The organism is Bradyrhizobium sp. GW821-FHT13H05 (assembly GCF_058804065.1).
In genome coordinates this window covers 496,632-523,364 of sequence record NZ_JBXAPO010000002.1, presented here as the reverse complement: position 1 = coordinate 523,364, position 26,733 = coordinate 496,632, and the positions used below count along the sequence as shown (strand labels likewise).

At 64.2% G+C, this 26,733-nt stretch carries 21 protein-coding genes; 15 read left to right on the top strand and 6 right to left on the bottom strand.

Translation table 11 applies throughout. The features are described 5' to 3' along the window. Positions 1-34 precede the first annotated feature (34 nt). Positions 35-1,369: a PQQ-dependent sugar dehydrogenase gene (locus AC1RR3_RS06825; RefSeq protein WP_492820668.1), complete on the top strand. Its 1,335-nt coding sequence runs from the start codon at positions 35-37 to the stop codon at positions 1,367-1,369. A 176-nt stretch (positions 1,370-1,545) separates the two neighbouring features. On the opposite strand, the gene AC1RR3_RS06820 is transcribed toward AC1RR3_RS06825, so the two are convergent. The 3 genes from AC1RR3_RS06820 to AC1RR3_RS06810 are packed head-to-tail and all read right to left on the bottom strand — an operon-like array spanning position 1,546 to position 3,726. Next, complete coding sequence (locus AC1RR3_RS06820; protein ID WP_492820666.1) at positions 1,546-2,346, bottom strand: SDR family NAD(P)-dependent oxidoreductase; 801 nt, start codon at positions 2,344-2,346, stop codon at positions 1,546-1,548. 1 nt (position 2,347) lies between these two features. Continuing rightward, the gene (locus AC1RR3_RS06815) at positions 2,348-2,902 is read right to left on the bottom strand and encodes a carboxymuconolactone decarboxylase family protein (RefSeq protein ID WP_492820664.1); all 555 of its coding nucleotides are present in this window, start codon (positions 2,900-2,902) and stop codon (positions 2,348-2,350) included. Between the two features lie 11 nt (positions 2,903-2,913). Then, on the bottom strand, positions 2,914-3,726 hold the full coding sequence (locus AC1RR3_RS06810; RefSeq protein ID WP_492820662.1) for an SDR family NAD(P)-dependent oxidoreductase: 813 nt from the start codon (positions 3,724-3,726) through the stop codon (positions 2,914-2,916). 232 nt (positions 3,727-3,958) lie between these two features. Here AC1RR3_RS06810 and AC1RR3_RS06805 point away from each other — a divergent pair, with 232 nt between their 5' ends. From AC1RR3_RS06805 to cyoD, 4 genes are read left to right on the top strand one after another with little or no spacing between them, the layout of a single operon-like run. Further along, complete coding sequence (locus AC1RR3_RS06805) at positions 3,959-4,792, top strand: cytochrome ubiquinol oxidase subunit II family protein (RefSeq protein WP_492820660.1); 834 nt, start codon at positions 3,959-3,961, stop codon at positions 4,790-4,792. Next, positions 4,782-6,782: a cytochrome o ubiquinol oxidase subunit I gene (gene cyoB, locus AC1RR3_RS06800; protein WP_492820658.1), complete on the top strand. Its 2,001-nt coding sequence runs from the start codon at positions 4,782-4,784 to the stop codon at positions 6,780-6,782. The genes AC1RR3_RS06805 and cyoB overlap by 11 nt, the downstream gene beginning before the upstream one ends. Next, positions 6,782-7,423 (top strand): cytochrome (ubi)quinol oxidase subunit III, encoded by a 642-nt coding sequence (locus AC1RR3_RS06795; protein ID WP_492820656.1) that lies wholly within the window; start codon positions 6,782-6,784, stop codon positions 7,421-7,423. Before cyoB ends, AC1RR3_RS06795 begins: the two co-directional genes overlap by 1 nt. Then, the gene (gene cyoD / locus AC1RR3_RS06790) at positions 7,420-7,809 is read left to right on the top strand and encodes a cytochrome o ubiquinol oxidase subunit IV (protein ID WP_492820654.1); all 390 of its coding nucleotides are present in this window, start codon (positions 7,420-7,422) and stop codon (positions 7,807-7,809) included. The genes AC1RR3_RS06795 and cyoD overlap by 4 nt, the downstream gene beginning before the upstream one ends. Positions 7,810-8,046: 237 nt before the next feature. Here cyoD and AC1RR3_RS06785 read toward each other — a convergent pair whose 3' ends face one another. Further along, positions 8,047-8,835: a thermonuclease family protein gene (locus tag AC1RR3_RS06785; protein ID WP_492820652.1), complete on the bottom strand. Its 789-nt coding sequence runs from the start codon at positions 8,833-8,835 to the stop codon at positions 8,047-8,049. Between the two features lie 203 nt (positions 8,836-9,038). On the opposite strand from AC1RR3_RS06785, the gene AC1RR3_RS06780 reads away from it, so the two are divergent. Genes AC1RR3_RS06780 through AC1RR3_RS06750 form a run of 7 tightly spaced genes read left to right on the top strand, consistent with a single transcriptional unit; the run spans position 9,039 to position 17,798 of the window. Continuing rightward, entirely contained in the window at positions 9,039-10,637 is a 1,599-nt protein-coding gene (locus tag AC1RR3_RS06780; RefSeq protein ID WP_492820650.1) for a GMC family oxidoreductase, read from the top strand. A 7-nt stretch (positions 10,638-10,644) separates the two neighbouring features. Further along, a complete protein-coding gene (locus AC1RR3_RS06775; protein WP_492820648.1) occupies positions 10,645-11,097 on the top strand; it encodes a hypothetical protein in 453 nt (150 codons plus the stop codon). Between the two features lie 51 nt (positions 11,098-11,148). Next, the gene (locus AC1RR3_RS06770) at positions 11,149-11,937 is read left to right on the top strand and encodes a gluconate 2-dehydrogenase subunit 3 family protein (RefSeq protein WP_492820646.1); all 789 of its coding nucleotides are present in this window, start codon (positions 11,149-11,151) and stop codon (positions 11,935-11,937) included. Next, positions 11,937-13,700: a GMC family oxidoreductase gene (locus tag AC1RR3_RS06765; protein ID WP_492820644.1), complete on the top strand. Its 1,764-nt coding sequence runs from the start codon at positions 11,937-11,939 to the stop codon at positions 13,698-13,700. Before AC1RR3_RS06770 ends, AC1RR3_RS06765 begins: the two co-directional genes overlap by 1 nt. Beyond that, on the top strand, positions 13,697-14,941 hold the full coding sequence (locus AC1RR3_RS06760) for a cytochrome c (protein WP_492820642.1): 1,245 nt from the start codon (positions 13,697-13,699) through the stop codon (positions 14,939-14,941). The genes AC1RR3_RS06765 and AC1RR3_RS06760 overlap by 4 nt, the downstream gene beginning before the upstream one ends. 57 nt (positions 14,942-14,998) lie before the next feature. Beyond that, a complete protein-coding gene (locus AC1RR3_RS06755; protein ID WP_492820640.1) occupies positions 14,999-16,018 on the top strand; it encodes a S1C family serine protease in 1,020 nt (339 codons plus the stop codon). Between the two features lie 58 nt (positions 16,019-16,076). After that, positions 16,077-17,798 (top strand): FAD-dependent oxidoreductase, encoded by a 1,722-nt coding sequence (locus AC1RR3_RS06750; protein WP_492820638.1) that lies wholly within the window; start codon positions 16,077-16,079, stop codon positions 17,796-17,798. A gap of 132 nt (positions 17,799-17,930) precedes the next feature. Here the strand turns inward: AC1RR3_RS06750 and AC1RR3_RS06745 are convergent, their stop codons facing one another. Further along, the gene (locus tag AC1RR3_RS06745) at positions 17,931-21,407 is read right to left on the bottom strand and encodes an indolepyruvate ferredoxin oxidoreductase family protein (protein ID WP_492820636.1); all 3,477 of its coding nucleotides are present in this window, start codon (positions 21,405-21,407) and stop codon (positions 17,931-17,933) included. Between the two features lie 168 nt (positions 21,408-21,575). Here AC1RR3_RS06745 and AC1RR3_RS06740 point away from each other — a divergent pair, with 168 nt between their 5' ends. The 3 genes from AC1RR3_RS06740 to AC1RR3_RS06730 all read left to right on the top strand — a co-directional run bounded on the left by AC1RR3_RS06740 (position 21,576) and on the right by AC1RR3_RS06730 (position 25,097). After that, entirely contained in the window at positions 21,576-22,529 is a 954-nt protein-coding gene (locus tag AC1RR3_RS06740; protein ID WP_492820634.1) for a hypothetical protein, read from the top strand. A gap of 206 nt (positions 22,530-22,735) precedes the next feature. After that, positions 22,736-23,434 (top strand): cysteine hydrolase family protein, encoded by a 699-nt coding sequence (locus tag AC1RR3_RS06735; RefSeq protein WP_492820632.1) that lies wholly within the window; start codon positions 22,736-22,738, stop codon positions 23,432-23,434. Positions 23,435-23,444: 10 nt separating this feature from the next. Beyond that, a complete protein-coding gene (locus tag AC1RR3_RS06730) occupies positions 23,445-25,097 on the top strand; it encodes a regulator (protein ID WP_492820630.1) in 1,653 nt (550 codons plus the stop codon). A 94-nt stretch (positions 25,098-25,191) separates the two neighbouring features. On the opposite strand, the gene AC1RR3_RS06725 is transcribed toward AC1RR3_RS06730, so the two are convergent. Beyond that, on the bottom strand, positions 25,192-26,706 hold the full coding sequence (locus tag AC1RR3_RS06725) for a DASS family sodium-coupled anion symporter (protein ID WP_492820628.1): 1,515 nt from the start codon (positions 26,704-26,706) through the stop codon (positions 25,192-25,194). Positions 26,707-26,733: the final 27 nt, after the last annotated feature.

Sequence of the window (26,733 nt, the reverse complement as noted above, 5' to 3'; positions counted from 1 at the left end):
AGGTGCGAGACGTGCAGGCCGGGAGGACAACGACGTGAAAAGCAGGATATCGTCCGTGGCGATGGCCGCGGGATTGGTGGTTGCGGCCGGTGCGCAGGCCGAGCCGGTGCTACAGGGCAAGGACGCCTACGGCGATTGGCAGGCCGACAAGCCCGGCACGGTCAGGTTGATTCGGCCGCAGGATCTGGTCAGGCCCGGCGCCACGCGGTCGGTCGCGAGCTCCTCGCGGGTTGTGCCGCGTCCGCCGGAGGCCGCGCTCCAGGTGCCCCAAGGCTTCAAGATCGAGCTGTTCGCCGAGGGCCTGCGCGGGCCGCGCATCATCCGCGTGGCGCCGAATGGCGATGTCTTCGTCGCGGAGACGCGGGCCGGCACCATCCGCGTGCTGCGTACAGGCGAGGGCGGCAAGGTCGCGACCGTTGAGGTGTTTGCCAGCGGCCTGCGGCAACCGTTCGGCATCGCCTTCTTTCCGAACGGCGACAATCCGCAATGGGTCTATGTCGCCAACACCGACAGCGTGGTCCGCTTTCCCTATCAGGCCGGCGATCTCAAGGCGCGCGGCAAGGCGGAGACGATCGTGGCAAGCCTGCCGGCTGACGGCGGCCATTCCACCCGCGACATTATCTTTACGCCTGACAGCAAGCGGATGCTGGTCTCGGTCGGCTCGCTCAGCAATGTCGCCGAGGGCATGGGCGCGCCGCCGGGCGGGCTGGAGGCGTGGGCGAAGGCGCAGCCGCTTGGCGCCGCGTGGGCCAGCGAGACCGAGCGCGCCGCCGTGCTCGCCTTCAATCCTGATGGCAAGGAGCGGAAGATCTACGCCACCGGCATCCGCAACTGCGTTGGTCTTGCGCTTCAGCCGCAGACCGGCTTGCCCTGGTGCTCGACCAACGAGCGCGACGGCCTCGGCGACGATCTCGTGCCGGACTACGTGACGAGTGTGAAGGAAGGTGGGTTCTACGGCTGGCCGTGGTTCTATATCGGCGGTAACGAAGACCCGCGCCACGCCGGCGCGCGGTCCGATTTGAAGGACAAGGTGACGGCCCCCGACGTGCTGATCCAGCCGCACTCGGCTTCGCTCGGCATGACCTTCTATCAGGGCACGCAGTTTCCGACCGAGTACCAGGGCGACGCCTTCGCCGCCGAGCACGGCTCCTGGAACCGGTCGAAGCGTACCGGCTACAAGGTGATCCGTATCCGGACGAAGGACGGCAAGCCGACCGGCGAGTACGAGGATTTCGTCACGGGGTTCGTGGTGAGCGATACGGAGGTGTGGGGAAGGCCGGTGGGCGTAGCGGTGGCGAAGGATGGATCACTGCTGGTGTCGGAGGATGGCAATGGCACGATCTGGCGGGTGACAAGCGTGCCACATTGACAGATGTTGCCGTGGGCGAGCTGTCTTCGCCTCTCCCCGCGTGCGGGGAGAGGCCGACGCGCGCAGCGCGGCGGGTGAGGGGGGACTCTCCGCGAATCCATCTGCCACCGTCCCTGCGGAGGCTCCCCCTCATCCCAACCCTCTCCCCGCAAGCGGGGAGAGGGGGAAGAAAGACCTTACCCTCGTCTCACACTCGCTCCGCCATCCACCGGCAGCGTCACGCCTGTAATAAAGTTCGCCTCATCCGATGCGAGAAACAGTGCGGCATTCGCAACATCCCACCCCGTGCCCATCTTCTTGCGTAGCGGCACCTTGCTGTCGCGTTCGGCTTCGACTTCGGCACGGGTCTTGTGCCATTCGCGGGCCCGAGTATCGACGGCCATCGGGGTGTTCATCAGGCCGGGCAGGATGACGTTGGCACGGATGCCGTATTCGGCGTTCTGGTAGGCGAGCTGTTCGGTGAAGGCGATCATCGCCGACTTTGTCGCCTTGTAGGCGACGTAAGGATAGGTGGTAATCGCCGCCATCGAGGAGATGTTGATGATCGCGCCGCTGTTCTGCGCGCGCATGATCGGGATCACCTCCTTTGCCGCGAGGATGCAGCTCTTGAGGTTGATCGCGACGACGCGGTCGAACGCTTCCTCGGTGATTTGAAGCAGCTCGGCATCGCCGCCGGACAGGCTGACGCCGACATTGTTGTGCAGGACGTCAATGCGGCCCCAGCGCACCTGCGCTTCCGCCACCATCGCCTTGATGTCGGCGGATTTTGTGACGTCGGCCCTGAAGGCCACGGCGGTGCCTTGCTTCGCCGCGATCATCGCGGCGGTTTCCTGCGCCGATTCCAGATGGTGGTCAACGCACAGCACCTTGGCGCCCTCGCGCGCGAAGGTGAGTGCAGTTGCGCGACCATTGCCCATGCCTTCGCCGGGGCTTTGCCCTGCGCCGACGACGATTGCGACCTTGTCCTTCAAGCGCATGTCAGTTCACTCCCGGGATGGGGTACTGCTGGAGTACCTCTTTGTAAGTAGGCTCGTTGTCGATCTTCATGGTGGCGAGCACACGTACTACGCCGCAATAGAAGGCGATGGTGAGCACGAGGTCGACCATGTGCTCGTCGGAAAGATGTGTCTTGATCTCGGCAAAGGTCGAGTCCGACATCGCGAGCTCCCGCACCATTTCGCGGGCACCTTTCAGGATCACCTTGGCCAGCGGCTCCAGCTTCGACGACCTGCCCTCGGTCTCCGCCATCAGGCCGGCGATGTCCTCGTCGGTGACGCCGAACTCCTTGCCGATCTTCACGTGGTGAGTGAACTCGTATTCCGACTTTTCCATCCAGCCGACCTGGAGGATCGCGAGTTCCCGTAGCCGCGGGTCGAGCTTGCTCTTGAAGCGGATGTAGCCGCCGATGCCGTTGAAGGCGCGCGCCATCTCGGGCGAGTTGACGAGAAGCTTGTGCAGATTGGTGTTGCGCTTGAGCATGTCGCGATATTCGGGCGCGACCTGATCGGGCTCGAGATAGGGCAGGCGGGCCATCGTGTGTTTCCTCAGTGTTCTTGTGACTCACGTTCGGGCGCTTGCAGCGTCACGCCGCCGTCCACCACCAGCACCTGGCCGGTGATGTAGCGGGCAAAATTGCTGAGCAGGAATTTGACGGCGTGGCCGACGTCCCAGCCGGTCCCTTCGGTTTTGAGCAGCGAGGCCCTGGCGCGGTTGGCGCGCGCCTGCTCGCTCATGCCGCGGGCATAGACCATCGGCGTGTACATCGGTCCCGGACAGATGCAATTGACGCGGATGTTGTCGCGGCCGTGATCGACCGCCATGGCGCGCGTGAGCCCGATGATCGCGGCCTTCGATGTCGTGTAGGTCGTCAGCCCGCGCGGCCGCAGCGCCGAGATCGAGGAGATGTTGACGATCGCGCCGCCCTTGGCGCTTCGGATCATCGCAGGGATTGCGTATTTGGAGAGCAGGAACATGGTCTCGACATTGACCTGCATGACGCGGCGATATTGCTCCGGCGCCTCGTCGACCACGCTGCCGCGGCTGCCGATGCCGACATTGTTGTCGAGGAAGTCGAGCCGGCTCCAGCGATCGAGTGCCGCTTCAATCAGTGTCTTGCAGTCAGCTTCGCTGGTGATGTCGCCACCATGGGCCGCAGCTGTGCCGCCTTCGGCCGTGATCATCTCGACGGTGCGTTCGGCGAGCTTGAGGTCGCGATCGGCCACCAGCACGTTTGCACCGGCGCGCGCCAGCAGAATTGCTGCAGCGCGGCCGTTGCCGATGCCGTCGCCCGCGGCACCGCCGCCGCTGATCAGCGCCACCTTGCCGGCGAGGCCGGCATCGTCCTCAGGGCCCTGCATGTCGTTTCATCCCGATATTTTCGTGCAAACTAGCAATGGAGTACGGAGGTGAGAAGGCCGGCCGTCCCGCGTAGATGTCATTGACATCGCATGGAATTGCATGCCGCCGCGCGGCACGGGGCGCGATCGAGCGGGCGTATCACGGAACCGTCTTCACGCAACTGCGTTTGTTGCGGGGGCTTTTCCGCGCTAGGCTCCCGCCTGGGGTTTCCCAATCGCCTGTGGCTTGCCGATGAATCTGCTCGATCCACAAGGGCCGGTGGCTGCCGCCAACAGCACCATCCTGGTCGATTCCGTCTTCATCATGCTCGCGATCGTGGTGCCGACGATCATCGCGATCCTGGCCTTTGCGTTCTGGTTTCGCGCCTCCAATCCGAAGGCGCACTTCCAGCCCGACTTCGTCTATTCCGGCCGTGTCGAGATGGTGGTGTGGGCGATCCCGGCGCTCACCGTGATCCTGCTTGGCGGCGTTGCCTGGATCGGCTCGCACCGGCTCGATCCCGCAGCGCCGGTGCCGGGGACCGGCAGTCCGGTGCGGATACAGGCCGTCTCGCTCGACTGGAAATGGCTGTTCATCTATCCCGACCAGCGCATCGCCACCGTCAACACGCTGACGGTGCCGGCCGGGGCCGAGCTGAATTTCCAGCTGACTTCGTCGAGCGTGATGAATGTGTTCTTCATCCCGCAGCTCGGCAGCATGATCTACACCATGAACGGCATGGTGACACGGCTGAACCTGCGCGCGGACAACGAAGGCAAGCTCAAGGGCCTGTCGGCGCATTTCTCCGGCGACGGCTTTCCGGACATGATGTTCGACGTCAACGTGATCTCGCCGCTCGCATTTCCGGATTGGGTGGCGGCCACGGCGAAGACCGATGCCGTGCTGAACGAGGACAGCTACAAGAAGCTGATGCAGCAGGGCACCGAGAAGAACAGGCTGACCTTTCGCCTGGACGATCCCCGCCTGTTCGACCTGATCGCGACCCAGCACATTCCGCCGGGACCGGGGCCGGAGCTGCTATCCGATGCAGGCCGGCCGCACAGTGGAGGCCACGATGCTCGGTAAGCTCGACTGGTCGGCCATCCCGTTCGACCAGCCCATTCCGCTGATCGCAGGCGCAGTGGTGCTGGTCGCGATCCTCGGCGTGCTGATCTGGGTCGTGGTGAAGGGACATCTGCCTTATCTCTGGCATGAATGGATCACCAGCGTCGATCACAAGCGGATCGGCGTCATGTATATCCTGCTGGCTTCGGTGATGCTGCTGCGCGGCGGCAGCGACGCCATCATGATGCGGATCCAGCAGGCGGTCGCCTATCAGTCGCAAGGCTATCTGCCGCCGGAGCACTACAATCAGATCTTTTCCGCGCACGGCACCATCATGATCTTCTTCGTGGCGATGCCGTTCGTGATCGGGTTGATGAATTTGATCGTGCCGTTGCAGCTCGGTGTGCGCGACGTGGCGTTTCCGACGCTCAATTCGGTCGGGTTCTGGCTGACCGCGACCGGCGCGCTGCTGGTCAATCTCTCGCTCGTGGTCGGCGAATTCGCGCGCACCGGCTGGCTCGCCTTTCCACCGCTGTCGGAATTGTCCTACTCGCCGGGCGTCGGCGTCGACTATTACGCCTGGTCGCTCCAGATCTCCGGCGTCGGCACGTTGGTTGCCGGCATCAATCTCGTGACCACCGTACTGAAGCTGCGCACCAAGGGCATGAACTATCTGCGCATGCCGATGTTCTGCTGGACCACGCTGGCCTCGAATCTCCTCATCGTCGCGGCTTTCCCGATCCTCACCGCCACGCTCGCGATGCTGCTGCTCGACCGCTATCTCGGCTTCCATTTCTTCACCAATGAAGCCGGCGGCAACGTCATGATGTTCATGAACCTGATCTGGGCCTGGGGACATCCGGAGGTCTATATCCTCGTGCTGCCGGCCTTCGGGATCTTCTCTGAAGTGGTATCGACCTTCTCAGGCAAGGCGCTGTTTGGCTACCGCTCGATGGTGCTGGCCACCATGGCGATCTGCGTGATCTCGTTCATGGTCTGGCTGCATCATTTCTTCACGATGGGCGCGGGGCCCGACGTCAACGCCATCTTCGGCATCGCCAGCATGGTCATCGCAGTGCCGACGGGGGTGAAGATCTACAACTGGCTGTTCACGATGTATGGCGGCCGCATCCGCTTCGCGACCCCGATGCTGTGGGCGGTCGGCTTCATGGTCACCTTCATCATCGGCGGCCTCACGGGCGTGCTGGTCGCGGTGCCGCCTGCCGACTTCATGCTCCACAACAGCATGTTCCTGGTGGCGCACTTCCACAACGTCATCATCGGTGGCGTGCTGTTCGGCGCCTTCGCCGGCTTCGAATACTGGTTTCCAAAGGCGTTCGGCTTCCGGCTCGACGAGCGCTGGGGCAAGCTGGCGTTCTGGTTCACCTTCCTCGGCTTCTACGTCACCTTCCTCCCGCTTTACATCGCCGGCATGCTGGGCATGACCCGGCGCCTGCAGCATTACGACGTCGCGGCCTGGCGTCCATGGATGTTCATTGCGGCGTTCGGCATGCTGATCCTGTCGATCGGCGTGATCTGCCAGATCATGCAGCTCGTGGTCAGCATCCGCAACCGCGAGGCGTTGCGTGATCGTACCGGCGATCCCTGGGACGGCCGCTCGCTGGAATGGGCGACCTCGTCGCCGCCGCCGGTGTTCAACTTCGCCTTCCATCCCGATGTCCGCGGCGAGGATGCCTATTGGGACATGAAGGCCAGCGCCCAGCAGCAATCGCTGGAGCACGACGAGCCCGAGTATCACGACATCGAGATGCCCCGGAACTCGCCGACCGGTTTTATCTGCGCCTTCTTCGCCACCATCATGGGCTTTGCGCTGATCTGGCATATCTGGTGGATGGTGATCCTGGGCGGCATCGGCGCATTTGCGACCTTCGTCGTGTTCGCCTGGCGTGACCATGACGAATACGTCATTCCCGCCGATGAGGTCGCTCGCATCGACCGTATCAATATCGAGGAGCGGCGCAGCCTCGTCAGCATGGCGGGAGCGGTCTGATGTCGATGACCGCAACCGCTGGCCACGCCCATGCCGATCCCCATCACATCGGGCTCGTCGTCGAGCATCCCGGGCCCGCGTCGAAGCGGATCGTGACCGCTTACGGCTTCTGGGTGTTCCTGCTCTCCGATATCGTGATGTTTTCCTGTTTCTTTGCGGCCTATGCGGTGCTGGTCAGCCAGACCGCCGATGGCCCGAAGGGTTCGGAGATCTTCGAGCAGCGGAACGTCGCGATCGAGACGGTCTGCCTGCTGCTATCGAGCTTCACCTGCGGCATGGCCAGTATCGCGGCCGACGTGCGCAACCGCTTCTGGTTCTATCTCGGCATGGCGGTAACCTGCGGGCTCGGCCTGATCTTCCTCGTCATCGAGTTCCGCGAATTCGCTGATCTCGTCGCGCGCGGCTACGGCCCGTCGCGCAGCGCGTTCCTGACCGCGTTCTTCTCGCTGGTCGGATGCCACGGTCTGCACGTCTCCGCCGGCGTGCTCTGGCTTCTCACCATGATGGCCCAGGTCTTTGCCAAAGGCTTCCGCGCCGACGTTTTGCGCCGGATGATGTGCTTTGCGCTGTTCTGGCACGCGCTCGACATCATCTGGGTCGGGGTGTTCTCCGTCGTCTATTTGCTTGGAGGTGGCGTATGAGCGATCAGGCGCACGTACCTGTTGGCCACGACCTCGCACCGGGCGAAGAAGAGCAACACAGCGTCGGCGAGCGGATCATCGGTTATGTCGTCGGCCTCGGCCTGGCGCTGCTGCTGACGGCGACCTCGTTCTTTATTGCCGGCACCGACTTGGTCTGGCAGCCCTCCATCCCCGTCGCGCTGATCGTGCTGGCGATCGCGCAGATGGGCGTGCACCTCGTGTTCTTCCTGCACATCACGACCGGCCCCGACAACACCAACAACGTGCTGGCGCTGGCCTTCGGGTTGCTGGTCGTCTTCCTGGTGGTCGGCGGCACCGTCTGGATCATGGGCCACCTCAACCAGAACATGCCGCCGATGGACCAGATCATGCAAATGCATCGCTAGTGCGAGCATGAATGCGGAAGTAGGGCGCACAAAAAAGAAGAGCCGCTTGTTTGTGACAAGCGGCCCAAGTCTAGGGAGGAAACGCCCGAGCAAAGACAATCCGATGAGGATCGTCTGCCAAGGAAGCGCTCGCGCAAAGCGCGTGCGCACGTTCATAAGTGCAGCAACTCACGACGAAGTTCAATTCCGGATCAATACTGTCTCCGGCTACCACTCACGGCTGCGTGAACCACTTGTTCACTTTGGCCGGCGGCAGTTGTAGGCCTTGCGGAAGCCGGCAGCCTGGGCGTCGTCCTCGGAGCAGAACCAGCGGTCCGGCTTGGTTGTCGCCGGATAGCTCGGGCAGCCCCGCAAATGATAGATGCCGATATTGCCGGTGACGCGGGCGCGCACCGCGAGCTTGCCCTTGATGCCGCAGCTCGGCGGCATCGTCAGGTCGTCCGGGAACAGGGCCGCGCGGATCTCCTTGTCGCGGTCCGACCGGCATGCCGCGCCGAGCAGCGTGCCGTCCTTCTTGCCGGTGCGGAATTCCTGCGGTGCAACAAAGCAGCCCTTCCAGATGCCGGCGGAGGCCGTCTTGGCGTCCGCCGCAGCCGGCTTGACGTTCGCCTTGATCGGCTCGCGGGCGATGGCATAGCCGAGTTTCACCAGCTGCTCGTTCAGGCTGACCTTGTCGCCTTCAGCCGTGCAGATGGCGCGGTGGCGCTTGCCAAAGCTCTTTTCCGGCCCGACGTCGTCACAGCGCACAGAGCGCTTGTTGATCAGTTTCGCCAGCTGGTCGCGGGCCTCGATGCCGCAGGTCCAGGGATCGGCGTGATCGTCGATGCAGACCTGGTCCAGTTCGGGCGCATCGACGCCGTCGAGGCGGTAGGTGACATCGCCGAGCTGGATCGAATTGGCGTCCCGGACGGTCGCAGCCGCCGTCAGCGCGGAGGCCGGGCTGGAGAGGCCCAGGACACCGGTCAGAGCGAGAAACAAAACAAGCGCGAAAGCGCGGGCGGCAGCAAATGAATTCCTGAAGGACATGCGGTCTCGCTATCGATGGCTCTGACGTCTCGTTCCTAGCATCCGGATCGGGCGATACCAAATGGTCTGCGCCCAGCGAAGTGCGACATTCGCCCGCCAGCCTTTACTCGCCGGGCACTCTGCCCATATCGTCCGGCGCTGTAGACAAAGGTTGCGTGGCCGAATCGTCCGGGAAGCGGCGAGGGCGGGAGGAAAGTGCTTCGATGAAAGACCCCGTGGACGTCCTGATCATCGGCGCCGGCGCTTCAGGCGCCGCGGTGGCGTGGTCGCTGGCCGAGACCAAGATGCATATCCTCTGCCTGGAGCAGGGCGGCTGGATGAACCCGGCGGAATATCCCAGCACGGGCCGGGACTGGGAGGCCAAGTTCTACGGCGAGTGGTCGTCGAGTCCCAACGTCCGCGGCCGGCCTGAGGACTATCCGATCAACGACGACAATTCGCCGATCAAGGTGGTCAACTATAATGCCGTCGGCGGCTCGACGGTGATGTACACCGCGCACTGGCCGCGGCTGCATCCCTCCGATTTCAAGGTGAAGACGCTCGACGGCGTCGCCGACGACTGGCCGATCGACTACGACGCGCTGACGCCGTTCTTCGAAGAGAACGACCGCATCATGGGCACGTCGGGGCTGTCAGGCGATCCGCTGTCGCCGCTGACGCATCCACCGATGCCGCAGCAGCCGATGGGATTGTCCGGTGCCATCATCGGCAAGGCCATGAACAAGCTCGGCTGGCACTGGTGGCCGTCGGACACGACGGTTGCGACCACAGACTATGAGGGCCGGGCGCGCTGCATCAATCTCGGCCATTGCACGCCGGCCTGCGCGCAAGGCGCCAAATCCTCGACCGACATCACCTATTGGCCGCAAGCGGTCCGCGCCGGTGTCGAGCTGCGCACTCATTGCCGGGTGCGCGAGATCACCACCGACGAGAACGGCATGGCCACGGGCGTGGTCTATTACGACAAGGACGGCACCGAGCAGTTTCAGCCGGCGCATGTCGTCATCATCGCCTGCAATGGCGTCGGCACGCCGCGGTTGCTGCTCAACTCGAAATCTAACCGCTTCCCGGATGGCCTCGCCAATTCGTCGGGCCTTGTCGGCAAGAATTTGATGTTCCACCCCTATGCGCAGATCTACGGCTATGTGAAGGAGCCCACCGACAGCAATCGCGCGCCGCCGACCTGCCTGTGGAGCAAGGAGTGGTACGATACGGACCTCTCGCGCGGCTTCGTTCGCGGCTATGGCGTCCAGTTCGTGCGCGGCGCCGGGCCGGTGTTCGAGGCCGTCGTCAGCGAGCAGAGGGGCATTTTGCCGTGGGGCGCGGATCATCACCGCGTGTTCCGCAAGCTCAACGGCCATCGGCTGGGGTTCTCGGCAATCTGTGAGGACCTGCCGGAGGAGCACAACCAGGTCACGCTCGATCCGGTCCTGAAGGACAGCCACGGTATTCCGGCGCCGAGGATCGACTACACGATCAGCGAGAATAGCCGGAAGATGATGGAGCATGCGCTCGCCCGCGGTCGCGAGGTTCTGGAAACGGCCGGTGCGACCGACATCTGCATCAACTCTCCGATCCCCTGGGGCGGCTGGCATTTGCTCGGCACGGCGCGGATGGGCACCGATCCCGGACGTTCCGTCGTCAACGAATGGGGCCGCTCGCACGATGTGAAGAACCTCTTCATCGTGGACGGCAGCATCTTCGTCACCTCGGGCGGGGTGAACCCGACCTCCACCATCCAGGCCCTTGCGCTCTACATCGCCGACCAGATGAAGCAGCGCCTCGCAAACTTGTTCGATTGAGGCCGTCATGTCCGAAAGTGAACAGCTCACGCGCGCCCAGCGCGACGATCTCCGCACCATCGCCGCGATGATCGTGCCCGCCAGCGACGAGTACGAGGTGCCCGGCGCCGACGATCCCGCGATCCAGGCCGATATGCTGGCGACGCTCGGCCGCGATACCAAATTGGTGGTAGCGGCGCTGAACCATCTGGCGCTATTGGCTGGGCAACCCCTCGCCGAACTCGATGCCACCAGGCGCGATGCGGTGGCGCAGGAGTTTCGCAAGCGCGGCGGCGTTGCTCCCGCAACACTCGTCCGCGTCGTCCTGCAATGCTATTACCGCGATGATCGCGTGCTGCGTTCGCTCGGGCTCGAGCTTCGCGCGCCGTTCCCCAAGGGTTATGTGCTGCCGGACGGCGACTGGTCGCTGCTCGATCCCGTGCGGGCACGTGGGGGGACGCCAAGAGGCGTGTCGCGTTGAAGTTGATGATTATGCATACCACCGTGGGGACGACAGTCCCGGGAGACGGCGATGAAACCTGACGATCCCCGGCGTTCGAACACGTCTATCCCTGAGTGGAACGCAGATCGCCCCCATCGCGGTGTTACGCGTCGCGCTCTGCTTGCGACCGCATCTCTCCTGGTCACGACCTCGGGTGTCAGCGCACGCGTGATCACAAAAGTGCTGCCCTGGAAGCCGAACGAGGCCTATCCGGTCTCACCGGTCCTGCCCGGCGGCTATCTCTTCTTCACCGCCAACGAAGCGGCCACGGTCGATGCCTTCGTGGACCGGCTGATTCCGACCGACGAACTTGGCGCCGGGGCAAAGGACGCTGGCGTCACCACGTTCATCGATCGGCAGCTCATGGGCCCGTATGGAGGGCATGACTGGCTCTATATGCAGGGGCCATTCCCGCCAAATCCGCTGCCGTCGCAAGGTCTGCAATCGCCGTTGACGCCGCGCCAGCAATACCGGCTGGGACTGGCCGCGCTCGACGCCTACTGCACGACGACGTTCAACCGCAGATTCGTCCAGCTCGATGCGGATGAGCAGGACAAGCTGATCGGAGGCCTGGAGAAGGGTGAGGTTCAACTGCCGAACTTCTCCAGCAGAATGTTGTTCAACGCGATCTACGCCAACACCATGGAAGGCTATTTCGCCGACCCGATCTACGGCGGTAATCGCGACATGGCAGGCTGGAAGCTCGTTGGATTCCCTGGCGTGCGATACGACTTCCGCGATGTCATCGACAAGCCGAACCAGCCCTACACCCTGCCGCCGGTCGGCATGCAGGGCCGTCCGGCCTGGGGAGAGCGCTGATGGTTCGCCGTCTTCCTCGCAAGGATGTCGTCATCGTCGGCCTCGGCTGGACCGGCTCGATCCTGGCCTATGAGCTTTCGCGTACCGGCCTCGACGTGGTCGCGATCGAGCGCGGACCATGGCGGGACACGGCGGCGGACTTCAACATCGGCACCGCTGCCGACGAGCTGCGCTATGCCGTGCGTCACGATCTCTTCCTGCGCCCGAAGCAGGAAACCCTGACCATGCGCAACAATCCGTCGCAGACGGCATTGCCGATCAGGCGGTGGGGAAGCTTCCTGCCAGGCAATGGGGTCGGCGGCGCGGGCATGCACTGGAACGGCCAGACCTGGCGCTTCCTGCCCGACGATTTCCGCATCCGCAGCCACATGATCGAGCGCTACGGCGAGAAGATCCTGCCCGAGGGCAATCACATCCAGGACTGGCCCGTCAGCTACGACGAGCTCGAGCCCTACTATGACAAGTTCGAGCGTGTCGCCGGCATCTCGGGCAAGGCCGGCAACATCAAGGGCGCGATCCAGCCGGGCGGCAATCCCTTCGAGGGGCAGCGTGCCAGCGAATATCCGACGCCGCCACTGAAGCAGGGCTATCAGCAGGAGCTGTTTACCAAGGCTGCCGCCAATATGGGGCTGCATCCGTTCCCCCGGCCATCGGCAAACATCTCGGTGGCCTACACCAATCCGTACGGTTGCAGCATGGCGCCATGCACCTATTGCGGTTTCTGCGAATGGTTCGGCTGCGCCAATTATTCGAAATCGTCACCGCAGACCTGCGTGCTGCCTGCGCTGATCCGCGAGCCGACCTTCGAAGCGCGGACCGAATGCGAGGTGACCAAGGTCAATCTCGCCGCCGATGGCAAGATGGCGACCGGTGTCACCTATGTCGATGCCAGTGGCGAGGAGTGGGAGCAGCCGGCCGACCTTGTGCTGGTCTGCGCCTACGGCCTGTTCAATGTGCGATTGCTACTGCTGTCCGGCATCGGAAAGCCTTATGATCCCGCGAGCAATGAAGGTGTGGTCGGCCGCAACTATGCCTACCAGACCGGCTCCGGTTCAACGGCGATCTTCGAAAACGTGAAGTTCAATCCGTTCGCGGCCGCAGGTTCGCTTGGCGCTGCACTCGACGACTACAACAGCGACAATTTCGACCACGGCCCGCATGGTTTCGTCGGCGGCGCCTCGATCACCTGTGCCCATACCAATGGAAGGCCGATTCGCTATCACCCGACGCCCAGGGGCACGCCGACCTGGGGCAGCGCCTGGAAGAAGGCCGTGCGTGACACCTATCAGCGTGTCGCCAATGTCGGCGCGCAGGGCAGCGTGATGAGCTACCGCAACAACTATCTCGATCTCGATCCGACCTACAAGGATCCGCTCGGCCGCCCCTTGATGCGCATGACCTTCGACTATCAGCCGAACGAGCAGAAGATGGCCAACTGGATGGCCGAGCGCTGTGACGAGATTGCGAAAGCGATGGGTGCGAAGACGACCCAGGTCAATCGTCTCAACGTGCCCTGGAACGTCGTGCCGTACCAGACGACGCACAACACCGGCGGCGCTGTCATGGGCAACGATCCCAAGACCAGCGTGCTCAACCGGTATCTGCAATCGTGGGACGTGCCCAATGTGTTCGTGATGGGTGCTTCCGCGTTTCCGCAGAATGCCGGCTACAATCCGACCGGGACGGTCGGTGCGCTGACCTATTGGGGGCTGGACGCGATCTTCAACTATCTGAAGTCGCCCGGCGCGCTGGTGCGGCCATGAGGTTGGAGCGTATCGTGCGGCTGCGCCATCTGATCCTGTTGCTGCCGCTGCTCGCGATCGGCGGCGCCGCGGCCGATCCCGACTCCTATGTCGATGTCGCGCGCGGCAAGGCGCTCGCGATCGCCGGCGATTGCGTTGCCTGCCACACCGCCAAGGGCGGCCGGCCCTTCGCCGGCGGGCTCGCGTTGCAGACCCCTTTTGGCGCTATCACGACCGCGAACATCACGCCCGATGATGCCACCGGGATCGGGAGCTGGTCTGCGAACGACTTTGCGCGCGCCATGCACGACGGCAGGCGACCGGACGGCACTTACCTCTATCCGGCCTTTCCCTATCCCTATTACACCAAGGTGACGCGCGACGATCTCGATGCGATCTACGCATATTTGCGCACGCTGCCGCCGGTCGAGAACCACGTCAACCGCAACACCCTGCCGTTCCCGTTCAACATCCGCATGTCGATGATCGGATGGAACATGCTGTTCTTCACGCCGGGCGAGTTCAAGCCTGATCCCAGGCGCTCGGACGAGTTCAATCGCGGCGCCTATCTCGTCGAGGGACTCGGCCATTGCGGTGCCTGCCACACGCCGTTCAATGCGCTCGGTGCGAGCAAGGACGACAAATATCTGCAAGGCAACCAGATCGACAACTGGACCGCGCCCAATATCACCAATGATACGCAGGCCGGCCTGGGCAAATGGACCGTCGACGACATCGTGCAATATCTGAAGACCGGGCAGGCGCGCTTTAGTCTCGCCAGTGGCCCGATGAAGGACGTGGTCGAGAACTCGACCTCGCACATGCCTGACACCGACCTGAAGGCGATCGCGGTCTATTTGAAGGAACGCGGCGCGGCCGGGCCCGCCGCACCTGCGCCGCTGCCGGCTTCCGATCCGCGCATGCAGGTGGGAGAGGCGATCTTCGTGGACACTTGCGCCGCCTGCCATATGCGCAACGGTGCAGGCGTCGAGCGCATGTTTCCGAAGCTCGCCGGCAATGTGGTGACGACCCAGGACGATCCCGCAAGCCTGATCCACATCATCATCGGTGGCGGCCGCGCCGCGGCGACCGATATAACGCCGACCTCGCCCGCAATGCCTTCGCTCGGTTACCGGCTGAACGACGCGCAGATCGCGGCCGTGGTCACCTATGTCCGCAACAGCTGGGGCAATGCCGCGGCCCCGGTCTCGACGGAAACCGTGCAAGGCATGCGTGCAAGGGTGACCGGCGCGGGCGACTAGCGGTCTTGCGGGAGCGACGCCGGGTAACCATCTGACTGGCCCAAAGGAATATTTGCCATGTTGGATTTTACCTCGGATGTTTCCGCGGCCGGCCTGTCGGCCGCCCCCGGTGATCGCGGTCCCGTCAACGATCAGCCGTTGCTGGACGCCTATTCCAATGCCGTGATCGACGTCACCGACCGCGTCGGTCCTGCCGTCGTGCGCGTCGAGACCGGGCCCAAGGTGCCGAACGGCCGCGAGCGCGGCGGGCTCGGCTCGGGCATCGTGATCTCGCCGGACGGGCTGGTCCTCACCAACAGCCACGTGGTCGGCTCATCGAAAGAGATTCGCCTGCGGGATGTCGAGGGCCATGTCGGCGACGCCCGGGTGCTCGGCGTCGATCCCGACACCGACCTTGCGCTGCTGCGCGCCAACGGCGTGCGCGACTTGCCCTATGCCGCGCTCGGCAACTCCCAGACCTTGCGGCGCGGCCAGCTTGTGATCGCGATCGGCAATCCGCTCGGCTTCGAATCGACCGTGACCGCCGGCGTGGTCTCGGCGCTGGGGCGCTCGATCCGCTCGGTGAGCGGACGTACGATCGAGGACGTGATCCAGACCGATGCCGCGCTCAATCCGGGTAATTCGGGCGGGCCGCTGGTGTCGTCGAATGCCGAGGTGATCGGCATCAACACCGCCATCATTAACGGCGCGCAAGGCATCTGCTTTGCAGTCGCCAGCAATACGGCGCAGTTCGTGCTGTCGGAGATCATCCGCCACGGCTATGTCCGACGCGCCTTCATCGGCGTTGCCGGACAGACCGCGCCGGTCCCGCGGCGGCACGCGGTGCTGGCCGGCGTCGAGAACAAGATGGGCGCGCTGCTGATGCAGATCGAGCCTGATGGTCCGGCGGCCAAGGCCGGCCTGTTGCCCGGCGACGTCGTCATCAAGCTCGACGGTGTCGAGATCAACGGCGTCGATGATCTGATCCGCGTGCTCGACCGCGACCGGATCGGCCGGCGGCTCGCCATGGACGTGCTGCGGCTCGGTCGCCTGCGGGCGATCGACATCGACCCGATCGAGCGGAAGCCGGCCCGCTAGCTGCGAGCCCGCGGGCGAGGTATGACGGTGTCATGCCTCGCTCCCGGAAGCCTGCCGCATGATGCCGGTGCATGAGATCTACGATGTGATCGTCATCGGCGCCGGTGCCGGTGGTATGACGGCAGCCGCCGTTGCCGCGGCCGAAGGGCTGCGCGTCCTTGTGATCGAGAAGACGGCGTTCGTCGGCGGCACCACCGCCTGGTCCGGCGGCATGGTCTGGATCCCCGCCAATCCCAAGATGAAAGAGGCGGGGCTCGCCGACAGCGTCACCGACGCCGTCCAGTATCTCGCAAGCACGGTGCCGGAGCCCGCCAATGCGGGTCTGCGCGCCGCCTTCCTCGCGCGCGGGCCGGAGGCGGTCGCCTGGCTCGAAGCCAATACCGAGGTGCGACTGCAGCCGGTGAAGGCCTATCCGGATTACTATCCGGAGCGGCTGGGCGCGACATCAGGCGGGCGCGTGCTGGAGCCGGTTGCCTTTGACGGCACGCGGCTGGGCGAGGGCTTTGCGCGGCTGCGCGCGCCGTTGCCGGAGTTCACGCTGTTCGGCGGGATGATGGTCAACCGGCTCGACATCCCGCATCTGCGGCGGATCGGCAAATCGCTGCGTTCGACCCTGCGCGCAGCGCGGCTCGTTTCCGAATACGCGTTGCAGCGGCTGCGCAGCCCGCGTGGCACGACGCTGCATCTCGGCAATGCGCTCGCTGCGCGACTTTTCGCGTCACTGCTGGCACGGCAGGTCGAGATTCTCTTCAGCGCCGACGTCGAGGATTTGTCGATGCAAAGCGAGCGCGTTAGCGGCGTGGTGATCCGCCACGGCGCCCGCGACCGCCTGATCGCCGCGCGCCGTGGCGTGGTGCTGGCGGCCGGCGGCTTCTCGCACGATGCCGTTTTGCGCAAGCGCTTCTTCCCGCCTGCGGCCGGCTTCGTCTCGGCAACCAGCACAGCAGGCACTGGCGACGGCCTTCGGCTTGCGGCGACGGCCGGTGCTGCGCTCAACACGGACGCGACGAGCCCGGCCTATTGGGTGCCGGCCTCGCTGTTCCGCCGCGCCGATGGCAGCCGCGACGTCTTTCCGCATACGGTGACCGACCGTGCCAAGCCCGGCGTGATTGCCGTCAACGCGGCCGGCCGGCGCTTCGTCAACGAGGCGCTGTCGTACCATGAATTCGTGCTCGCCATGCTGCGCGACGGCGACGGCGAGCCGGATCGATCGTTCTACCTGATCTGCGACCGCGAGTTCCTGTGGAGCTACGGTCTCGGCCGCATCAAGCCGTTTACGCGGAGTATTCGGCGCTATGTGGCGAGCGGCGAGTTGATCGAAGCGCCGGATGTCATGCAGCTCGCGGCCAAGATCGGCGTCAAGCCGTCAACACTCGCGGCGACGATTGCGAGCTACAACGAAGGCGCGAAGGAGGGCCGCGATCCCGAATTCGGCCGCGGCAGCACGACTTATCAACGTCATCTCGGCGATGCCGCTCACAAGCCCAACCCGTGCGTCGCCCCGATCGTGCGCGCACCGTTCTTTGCCCTACGCATCTATCCAGCCGACCTCGGCACCGCGATCGGCATGAAGGTGGATGCCCAGGCGCGCGTACTTCGTGAAGATGACACGCCGGTCGCGGGTCTTTACGCCTGCGGCAACGACATGGGCTCGATCATGAATGGCAACTATCCGGGGCCCGGGATCACGCTCGGGCCGGCGCTGACGTTCGGGTATATCGCGGGAAGGCATCTGGCAGAGGGGGCGGTGACGGCGAGTGCTGCGACGGCAACCGCCTGATTGTCGTCTCCGCTATATCCCCGTCATTGCGAGCGAAGCGAAGCAATCCAGAATCGTTCCGCGGAGGCAGTCTGGATTGCTTCGTCGCAAGGGCTCCTCGCAATGACTGGGAGAGAGCTCGCGCTCTATCTGCTACTCCGCCGCCGCCGCAAAGCGGCTGTTCTCCAGCTCCGCTTCCAGCCGCGCTTTCTCGGCCGCCGCCAGCTTGACGTTGGCCTCCTTGACATGGCCGAATCCACGGATCGTCTCCGGCACGCGCGCGAGCCGTGCCAGCAGCGGGATCTGCTCAGCCTTGAGCCCGGCCATCCGCTGATCGATCATCCCAAGATAATCCTCAACCAGCTTCCGCTCGGTCCGGCGCTCCTCGGTGCGGCCGAACGGATCGAACGCGCCGCCGCGCAGGAACTTGAGTTTTGCGAGACCACGGAAGACGTGGATCATCCAGCCGCCGAACTCTTTCTTCTGAAGATGCCCGGTGGTCTTGTCGCGCTGCGCGAAGATCGGCGGAGCCAGGTAGAACTTCAGCGAGAAATCGCCGTCGAATTTCTCCGAGACCTTCTTGGCAAAGCTGCCATCGGTGTAGAGCCGCGCGACCTCGTACTCGTCCTTGTAGGACATCAGCTTGAACAGGTTTTTGGCAACAGCTTCGGTCAGCTCCGAGGACGCGGGCGAGGCGGCGGTTTCCGCCTTGCGCACCCTGGCAACGGCCGCGAGATAGCGGTCGGCATAGGCCTGGTCCTGATAACCGGTCAGAAACTCCGCGCGGGTCGCGATGACGTCGTCGAGCGACTTTGTCGGCGCGGAGGCGCGGCTCTTGAATTGCAGCACGCTGCGGACCCGCGACATGTCGTGAGCGGCCAGCCGTCCCCAGGTGAAGGCGAGCTTGTTCATCTCGATTGCGGCGCCGTTGATTTCGATGGCGCGGAGCAGGGCCTCCAGCGACAGCGGGATCGCGCCTTTCTGAAAGGCGAAGCCGAGCATGAAGGGATTGGTTGCGATGCTGTCGCCCATCAACGCCGAGGCAATGCCTGTGGCGTCGATGATGTCGAGGTTCTTGTCGCCGACGGCGTCGCGCAGCACGGTCTGCATCGTGCCCATCTCGAAATCGAGATCGGGGTTCTGCACGAAACTCGCGGTCGGCTGCAAATCGGCGTTGATATAGGCCCTGGTCACGCCGCGCTCGGCGCGGCTGAGCGCGGTGGGGCCGGCCGAGACGATCATGTCGCAGCCCAGAATGACGTCGGCGCCACCGGTGGTGATGCGGACGGCCGAGATGTCCTCCGGCTTCGGGGCGATGCGGACATGGCTCATCACCGCGCCGTTCTTTTGCGACAGGCCGGTGAAATCCAGCGCCGAGCAGCCGCGGCCGTCGACATGGGCGGCCATGCCGAGCAGCGCGCCGATGGTGATGACGCCGGTGCCGCCGATGCCGGTGACGAGGATGTTGTAGGGTCCATCAAGCTCACGCGCGGGCGGCAACGGCAGATCGGCGAACAGCTGGCCGGAGTCCACCGCTGACGTCTTCATCCGCTTCAGCGAACCGCCATGCACGGTGACAAAGCTCGGGCAGAAGCCCTCGACGCAGGAAAAATCCTTGTTGCAGTTGGACTGGTCGATCTGGCGCTTGCGGCCGAACTCGGTCTCCAGCGGCTGCACCGAGACGCAGTTGGAGGCCTGCGAGCAATCGCCGCAGCCTTCGCAGACGAGCTCGTTGATGAAGGCGCGCTTGGCGGGATCGGGATAGAGCCCGCGCTTGCGGCGGCGGCGCTTCTCGGCGGCGCAGGTCTGGTCGTAGATCACGACCGTGAGTCCCTTGATGTCGCGCAGCTCGCGCTGCACGGCGTCGAGCTCGCGGCGATGATGGATGGTCGCGCCTTGCGGGAAGTAATTGCCTTCAGGGTACTTGGCGGGATCGTCCGAGACGATCGCAAGGCGCTTGACGCCCTCGGCCCAGACCTGATGCGCGATCTGCGCGACGTTGAAGGCGCCTTCGGCCGGCTGGCCGCCGGTCATCGCGACGGCGTCGTTGTAGAGGATCTTGTAGGTGATGTTGATGCCGGCGGCGGAAGCCGCGCGAAGGGCGAGAAGCCCGGAATGGGTGTAGGTGCCGTCGCCGAGATTCTGGAAAATATGCTGCTCGGTGGTGAAGGGCGACTGGCCGATCCAGTTCACGCCCTCGGCGCCCATATGTGAGATCAGGTCGGTGCGGCGGGTCGGCATGCTCAGGGCCATGCCGTGGCAGCCGATGCCGGCCATGGCGCGGCTGCCCTCCGGCACGCGCGTCGAGGTGTTGTGCGGGCAGCCCGAGCAGAAGAACGGCGTGCGCGCGAGCTTGATCTGCGTGGTGGTGGTGGCGGGACTGTCAAACGCCTCGAGCCGTGCCAGGCGCTGCTCCAGCACCGGGCTGTGATGACCGAGCTTGCGCAGCCGCGCCACCAGCGCGCCCGCAACGATGGTCGGCGTCAGCTCGCCCTCGCTCGGCAGCAGCGCTGCGCCGCTCTCGTCGCGCTTGCCCGTGACGGTCGGCCGCTTCGACGCATCGATATTGTAGAGGATGCGCATCAGCTGGTCTTCGATGAAGCCACGCTTCTCCTCGACCACCAGCACGTCCTGAAGGCCTTCGGCGAAACGCTTGGCGCCGCTTTCCTCCAGCGGCCAGGTCAATGCGACCTTGTAGATGCGAAGGCCGAGATCCTGCGCGTCCTTGTCGGTAATGCCCAAGTCTGCGAGCGCCTGGCGCAGATCGAGATAGGCCTTGCCGGTCGCGACGATGCCGAGCCGCGCGGGCTTGGAGTCGAGAACGATGCGATCGAGCTGGTTGGCGCGGGCGAAGGCCTGCACCGCGGCCATCTTCGGGCCGAACAGGCGCCGCTCCGCCTCCAGCGGCGGATCGGGCCAGCGGATGTTGAGGCCGCCGGGCGGCATCTCGAAATCATCGGGCAGCTTGATCTGGATACGTTCAGGATCGCTATAGATTGAGGCCGAGCTCTCCACGGTCTCGCTGATCGCCTTGAAGCCGACCCAGCAACCGGAGAAGCGCGACAGCGCAAAGCCATAGAGACCGAGGTCGAGATAGTCCTGGAGCGTGGCCGGATTGATCACGGGGATCAGCGCCGCCGCGAACACCTGCTCGCTCTGATGTGCCAGCGTCGACGACTGGCAACCATGGTCGTCACCGGCGAGCGCCAGCACGCCACCATTGAGCGAGGTGCCGGCCGCGTTGGCGTGCTTGAGCGCATCGACCGAGCGGTCGACGCCGGGGCCCTTGCCGTACCAGATGCCGAACACGCCATCGACCTTGGCGCCCGGAAACAGGCCGACCTGCTGGCTGCCCCAGACCGCGGTTGCAGCTAAGTCTTCGTTGAGGCCAGGGACAAAGGCGATGTCGTGCTGCTGGAGGTGCGACTTCGCGCGCCACAGCGCGTGATCGTACATGCCGAGCGGGGAACCGCGATAACCGGAGATGAAGCCGCCGGTGTTGAGCCCCTGGAGCCGATCGCGTTCGCGCTGCAACATGGGCAGGCGGACCAGAGCTTGTGTGCCGGACAGGAAGATCCGCCTCGATTCGAGCCGGTATTTGTCGTCCAGCTCGACCTGCATCAGCGTCATTTCGGGTGTCCTTGTTTTTCTTGGTCTGGCGGGAATTTTGCGCCGCGGAAAGAGCGGCGACTTGCGAAGCAGGATGAGGCAGTCAAGAGCATGGGTCGCCGAAGTCAATACGGCTAGCCGCATCCGTGGCGCTCCTGCTAGTCATGGCTGCCTGTGAAGGAGTTTGTGATGGCAAACGCGTTCAATACCGAGATCACCGAGACCGCCGAAGCGCTGATCGGCCCGTGGCGCCAGCCGCGCCAGATGCTCCACGCGCAGGTCTATGACGCGCACGCCTCGATCCATGACGATGCCACCGCGCAGAAGCTCGGCTTCAAGGGCGGCACCATCGAGGGCCCGACGCATTTCAGCCAGTTCGCCCCGCTCGGTGAGCGGCTGTGGGGACAAGCCTGGTTCGAGAGCGGCTGCCTCTCCGCGCATTATCGCAGCGTCTGCTACGAGGGCGAGGAGGTGCAGGCGATCCTGTCGAAGCCGCTGCCTGGGACGCGCCAGTGCCAGGTCCAGATGGTGAAGCGCGACGGCACCGAGGTGTTGCGCGGCACTGCGTCGGTTGACGATGCGCCGGTCGCGACCGCGCTTGAGACCCGTCTCGGCGAGCTCAAGCCGCTCACCGACCCCGTGATCCTGCGTGACGTGAAGGTGGCGCAGACGAGCAGGCGTCAGGCGGTGCGGATGGCGTTCGACCAGAACATGGGCGACCTCTATCCGTTTTCGTTGCGACAGAAGCTCGCTGTCATCACCGAGAACTCGCTTTACTACTCGGGCACCGACAATCCGTGGCGCAGGGCCATCATCCCGATGGAGATGTTGAGCGTGCTGTTCCAGTACCGCTCCAAGGACGAGCCGTTGCCGGCGAAGGGGCCGGCCGTCGGCCTGTTTGCCGACCAGGAGATCCGGCTGGTGAAGGGTCCGCTCTTCGTTGACGAAGAGTATGAAGTCGAGCGCGAGGTGGTCGCGCTGTCCGGCAGCCGGCGCACCGAGAGCGCCTGGGTGAAGACGCGCGTGTTCGACAAGGCGGGCGCGGTGGTGGCGACCATGCTGCTGAATATGGCGACGCTCAAGGACTCCTACGCGCCCTACGAGCAGGAGTATCGGCGGCTGTATGGAGATGCTGCCCGCTAAAAAAGCGAGCTTCGTTACCGCTCATCCTTTGGGCAAATGCACGTCGCAAAGCCGTCGCACAGCGAATAAGCAGACGCGCGCTCGTCTCATAACATTCTGACAGTGCAGCAAATTTCTCCGCGCTGCACGCCCGATCGCCATTGTACACAATGGCACGGCGCTTGCAGAACTCCTGGCAAAGAGAGTTCTCGCGGGGGCCTTGAGTCATGTTGAACTCAACCAAGCCGACACCGGGCGTCATCAGCGCCGAGCCCGAGCCGATCAAGCTCGACTGGGCGAGCACGGCGCTCGTTATCATCGACATGCAGCGCGATTTCATGGAGCCCGGCGGCTTCGGCGAGACACTCGGCAATGACGTCAGCCAGCTTGCGCGCGCGGTGAAGCCGATCGGCGCGCTGCTCAAGGCGGCGCGCGATACCGGCATGCTGGTGGTTCACACCCGCGAGGGCCATCTGCCCGACCTTTCCGATGCGCCGCCGGCGAAGGTCGAGCGCGGCGCGCCGAGCCTTCGCATCGGCGATCCCGGCCCGATGGGACGCATTCTCATTCGCGGCGAGGCCGGCCACGACATCATCCCCGAACTCTATCCGCTCGACAGCGAGGTCGTGATCGACAAGCCCGGCAAAGGCGCGTTCTACGCCACCGAGCTCACGGACGTGCTGGAGAAATACGGCATCGAGAATCTTCTGGTGTGCGGTGTCACGACGGAAGTGTGCGTCAACACCACCGTGCGCGAAGCCAATGACCGCGGCTATCGCTGCGTCGTCATCTCTGACGGCTGCGCATCCTACTTCCCCGAATTTCACGAGATGGGCCTGAAGATGATCAAGGCCCAGGGCGGCATCTTCGGCTGGGTAGCTAGCTCAGCCGCAGTCTTGGAGGCAATGAAGGTTTCGACCACATAGGGGTGATATCATGAGCACATTGACGGGGACGGCCGGCAAGTCCGAGTTCAAGCCGGCACTATGGACATCGGGCGACTGGAACGCGTTTTTCGGCTTCGGCACCAACATCCTCGTCAACATGCTGGTGCTCACGGGCCTGCTTCGTTTCGTGCTGAAGATGCCGGACAGTCTCGTGTTCGGCCGCATCCTGCCCGCGCTCGGGCTGATGATGTGCCTGTCGACCTTCTACTACGCGTTCCTCGCCTATCGCCTCGCGCAGAAGACCGGCCGCACCGACGTCTGCGCGCTGCCTTCGGGCGTCAGCGTGCCGCACATGTTCATCGTCACCTTCGTGATCATGCTGCCGATCACGATCAAGACCGGTGATCCGCTCAAGGGCTGGTCGGCCGGCCTCGTCTGGGTGTTCTTCCAGAGCTTCATCCTCATGATCGGCGGCTTCATCGCGCCGTTCATCCGCAGGATCACGCCGCGCGCGGCGCTGCTCGGCACGCTTGCCGGCGTCTCCGTCACCTTCATTTCGATGCGGCCGGCGCTCGAGATGTACATGACGCCGCAGATCGGTCTGGTCTGCTTCGCCATCATCCTGGTGAGCTGGTTCGGCGGCGTGAAATATTGGCGCGGCATTCCCGCAGGACTCGTCGCCATCGCCGCCGGCATGATCATCGCCTGGGGCTCGAACCTGTTCGGCCTTGGTCTGGGTGGATTGAGCGTCAAGGGCGTCGGCGATGCCTTTGCGAATTTCGGCTTCTCGGTGCCGATCCCGGCGGTAGGCTACGTCTTCTCCGGCTTCGAATTCCTCGGCGTCATCCTGGTCACGGCCATTCCGTTCGGCATCTATGACCTCGTCGAGGCCATGGACAATGTCGAGAGCGCGGAGGCTGCCGGCGACGAATATCCGACCACGCGCGTCTTGACCGCCGACGGCGTCGTCAGCCTGATCGGCTGTATGATGGGCAATCCCTTCATCAACGCCGTCTATATCGGCCATCCCGGCTGGAAGGCGATGGGCGGCCGCATCGGTTACTCGGCTGCGACCGGCATCATGGTGGTGGTGCTGGCCTGGTTCGGCATCATCTCGGTGCTGCTGGCGCTTGTGCCCGTGGTCGCGATCTCGCCGATCCTGCTTTACATCGGTATGCTCATCGGCGCGCAGGCGTTTCAGACCACGCCGGTCAAGCACGCGCCCGCGATCGTGCTGGCGCTGACCCCGCATCTTGCCGCCTGGGCCAAGCTCCAGATCGACACGATGCTGGGCTCGACCATGATGGCAGCGACCAGCGTCGGCGGGCTCGCCGCCGACAAGGCCGATGCAGTCAAGGCCGCCGCGATCGCCGCGCTGCCGCAACAGGGCGTGTTCTACCATGGGCTCGAGATCATGGGCGGCGGCTCCATTCTCGGCGGCCTCATCCTGGGCGCGATCGGTGTCTTCATCATCGAACGCGATTTCGAGAAGGCCTCGGCCTTTGCGCTGGTCGGTGCAGTGCTGACCTACTTCGGTTTCATGCACGGCGAGGCCGTCGGCATCGGCGGCGGCTTCGGCGTTACGCCCGCGGTTGCGTTCGCCTATGCCGTGACGGCGGCCGGCCTGTTTGCGGCCAGCAAGCTCGGCACCACCGAGCACTACGCCGCGCATCCGGAGATGCACGCAGCGCCCGCGGAATAAGCGTGGGCGAGAGTTCTGTTGCGGCCGGGTGGCGGCAAATGTCGCCCGGCCGCTTTCGTTTTGTCCTGTAGAGGACGACAGGAGCGCTCGATCCTCAGACGTAACCGAGCCAGCGCCAGTAGGTCGCGCCGAATACGAGAGTGAGCAGATAGGCCAGCACGGTGATTGCGACCCCGGTGCGTATGAAGTCGCGTGCCGCGAAGGCGCCCGTCCCGTAGCCGACCATCCCCTGAGGCGAATTCACCGGGAGAATGAAGCCGAAGCTTACGACGAACTGTAGCACGAGGGTCATGCCAAGCACATTTATTCCCGGCGTCTGCACCTTTTGCAGAACGGCGATCACGATTGGAATGAGGGACGATGCGAGCGCGGTCGCGCTGGCGAAGCCGAGATGAACGACGACAAGGAACCCTGCCATCACGGCAAGAATAGCGAGCGACGGAAGCTGGTTGAGACCGAACGATGCGACGATGAGGTTGGCCAGCCACTGTGCTGCCTGCGTTTGCAGCAAGGCCGTGCCGAGGCTGATGCCGATCCCGAACAGCACGATCGTTCCCCACGGGATCAACGGGTTTGCCGTCTTCCAGTCCATGACGCCGATGCCGGGAAGAAACAGCAGGGCCACCGCGATCGTCGTCGTCGTCGAGCTGTCGAAGGAGTGCAACACACCTTCGGTCGACCAGAAACACAGCAGGATGAGGGAGAGCGCCAACAGACGGGCTTCCTTGCCCGTCATTGGACCGAGTTCGCCCAGCGTTTTTTCCACGGTCGCCTTGCCGCCAAGGATCTCCTTTGTTTCCGGCGGCATCATGGTCATCATGATGAAGTACAGCCCAACCGACAACAGGAACGAGAACGGTGCCGCGGCGATGAACCAGCTCAACCAGGTGATGTCATGGCCGAGCATCTTCTGGAGAAAGCCGACGGCGACCATGTTCTGCGCCGCCGCGGTCTTGATGCCGACATTCCAGATGCTGACCGCCTGAACCGTCGTGATCATCAGAAGGCCGGCAAATCTGCTCTTCTTGTCGACGCCGAAAGCGACAATGATACCCATGATGATCGGGATCACAGCGGCTGCCCGCGCGGTTGCACTGGGCACGAGCAAGGCCAGCACCGTGGACACGACGATGGCGCCGATGACGATCCGGTTTGTTCGCGTCCCAACCCGTGACAGGATGATCAAGGCGATGCGACGATCGAGCCTGGTGACCGTCATGGCAGCCGCGAGGAACAAGGCCGCAGCGACCAGCGTCAGCGCCGTGTTGCCAAAGCCGCTCATCGCGGTGGTAAGGCCCTGAACCGAGCCGATCAAGACATTTGGGTTTGCGACGTTCGGCGAAATACCCAGGAGCAGGGCCATCAATGCGGCGATGACGATGGCGCTCACCGCATAGTCAAGCGCCTCCGTGACCCAGACGATAACCGCGAAGCCGAAAACCGCGAGCATCCGGTGGCCCGCGACTGATAACCCCGCTGGCGTCGGCAAGAGAAGGATAACAAGGAGGACAGCCGCTCCCAGCACCAATCCCCAGTTGGATCTAATCCAGGTCGGCTGCTTGCTGGCCTGTACCGCAGCGACTGGTGGAGCGTTGTCAGCGATGGTCATGGCTATTCCTCCCTTGCTAGAGAGATC

Excerpts from the sequence above, each read along its gene's own strand:
- AC1RR3_RS06820 (WP_492820666.1), bottom strand. The coding sequence starts at position 2,346 with ATGCGCTTGAAGGACAAGGTCGCAATCGTCGTCGGCGCAGGGCAAAGC.
- AC1RR3_RS06815 (WP_492820664.1), bottom strand. The coding sequence starts at position 2,902 with ATGGCCCGCCTGCCCTATCTCGAGCCCGATCAGGTCGCGCCCGAATAT.
- AC1RR3_RS06810 (WP_492820662.1), bottom strand. The coding sequence starts at position 3,726 with ATGCAGGGCCCTGAGGACGATGCCGGCCTCGCCGGCAAGGTGGCGCTG.
- AC1RR3_RS06805 (WP_492820660.1), top strand. The coding sequence starts at position 3,959 with ATGAATCTGCTCGATCCACAAGGGCCGGTGGCTGCCGCCAACAGCACC.
- cyoB (WP_492820658.1), top strand. The coding sequence starts at position 4,782 with ATGCTCGGTAAGCTCGACTGGTCGGCCATCCCGTTCGACCAGCCCATT.
- AC1RR3_RS06795 (WP_492820656.1), top strand. The coding sequence starts at position 6,782 with ATGTCGATGACCGCAACCGCTGGCCACGCCCATGCCGATCCCCATCAC.
- cyoD (WP_492820654.1), top strand. The coding sequence starts at position 7,420 with ATGAGCGATCAGGCGCACGTACCTGTTGGCCACGACCTCGCACCGGGC.
- AC1RR3_RS06785 (WP_492820652.1), bottom strand. The coding sequence starts at position 8,835 with ATGTCCTTCAGGAATTCATTTGCTGCCGCCCGCGCTTTCGCGCTTGTT.
- AC1RR3_RS06780 (WP_492820650.1), top strand. The coding sequence starts at position 9,039 with ATGAAAGACCCCGTGGACGTCCTGATCATCGGCGCCGGCGCTTCAGGC.
- AC1RR3_RS06775 (WP_492820648.1), top strand. The coding sequence starts at position 10,645 with ATGTCCGAAAGTGAACAGCTCACGCGCGCCCAGCGCGACGATCTCCGC.
- AC1RR3_RS06770 (WP_492820646.1), top strand. The coding sequence starts at position 11,149 with ATGAAACCTGACGATCCCCGGCGTTCGAACACGTCTATCCCTGAGTGG.
- AC1RR3_RS06765 (WP_492820644.1), top strand. The coding sequence starts at position 11,937 with ATGGTTCGCCGTCTTCCTCGCAAGGATGTCGTCATCGTCGGCCTCGGC.
- AC1RR3_RS06760 (WP_492820642.1), top strand. The coding sequence starts at position 13,697 with ATGAGGTTGGAGCGTATCGTGCGGCTGCGCCATCTGATCCTGTTGCTG.
- AC1RR3_RS06755 (WP_492820640.1), top strand. The coding sequence starts at position 14,999 with ATGTTGGATTTTACCTCGGATGTTTCCGCGGCCGGCCTGTCGGCCGCC.
- AC1RR3_RS06750 (WP_492820638.1), top strand. The coding sequence starts at position 16,077 with ATGATGCCGGTGCATGAGATCTACGATGTGATCGTCATCGGCGCCGGT.
- AC1RR3_RS06745 (WP_492820636.1), bottom strand. The coding sequence starts at position 21,407 with ATGACGCTGATGCAGGTCGAGCTGGACGACAAATACCGGCTCGAATCG.
- AC1RR3_RS06740 (WP_492820634.1), top strand. The coding sequence starts at position 21,576 with ATGGCAAACGCGTTCAATACCGAGATCACCGAGACCGCCGAAGCGCTG.
- AC1RR3_RS06735 (WP_492820632.1), top strand. The coding sequence starts at position 22,736 with ATGTTGAACTCAACCAAGCCGACACCGGGCGTCATCAGCGCCGAGCCC.
- AC1RR3_RS06730 (WP_492820630.1), top strand. The coding sequence starts at position 23,445 with ATGAGCACATTGACGGGGACGGCCGGCAAGTCCGAGTTCAAGCCGGCA.
- AC1RR3_RS06725 (WP_492820628.1), bottom strand. The coding sequence starts at position 26,706 with ATGACCATCGCTGACAACGCTCCACCAGTCGCTGCGGTACAGGCCAGC.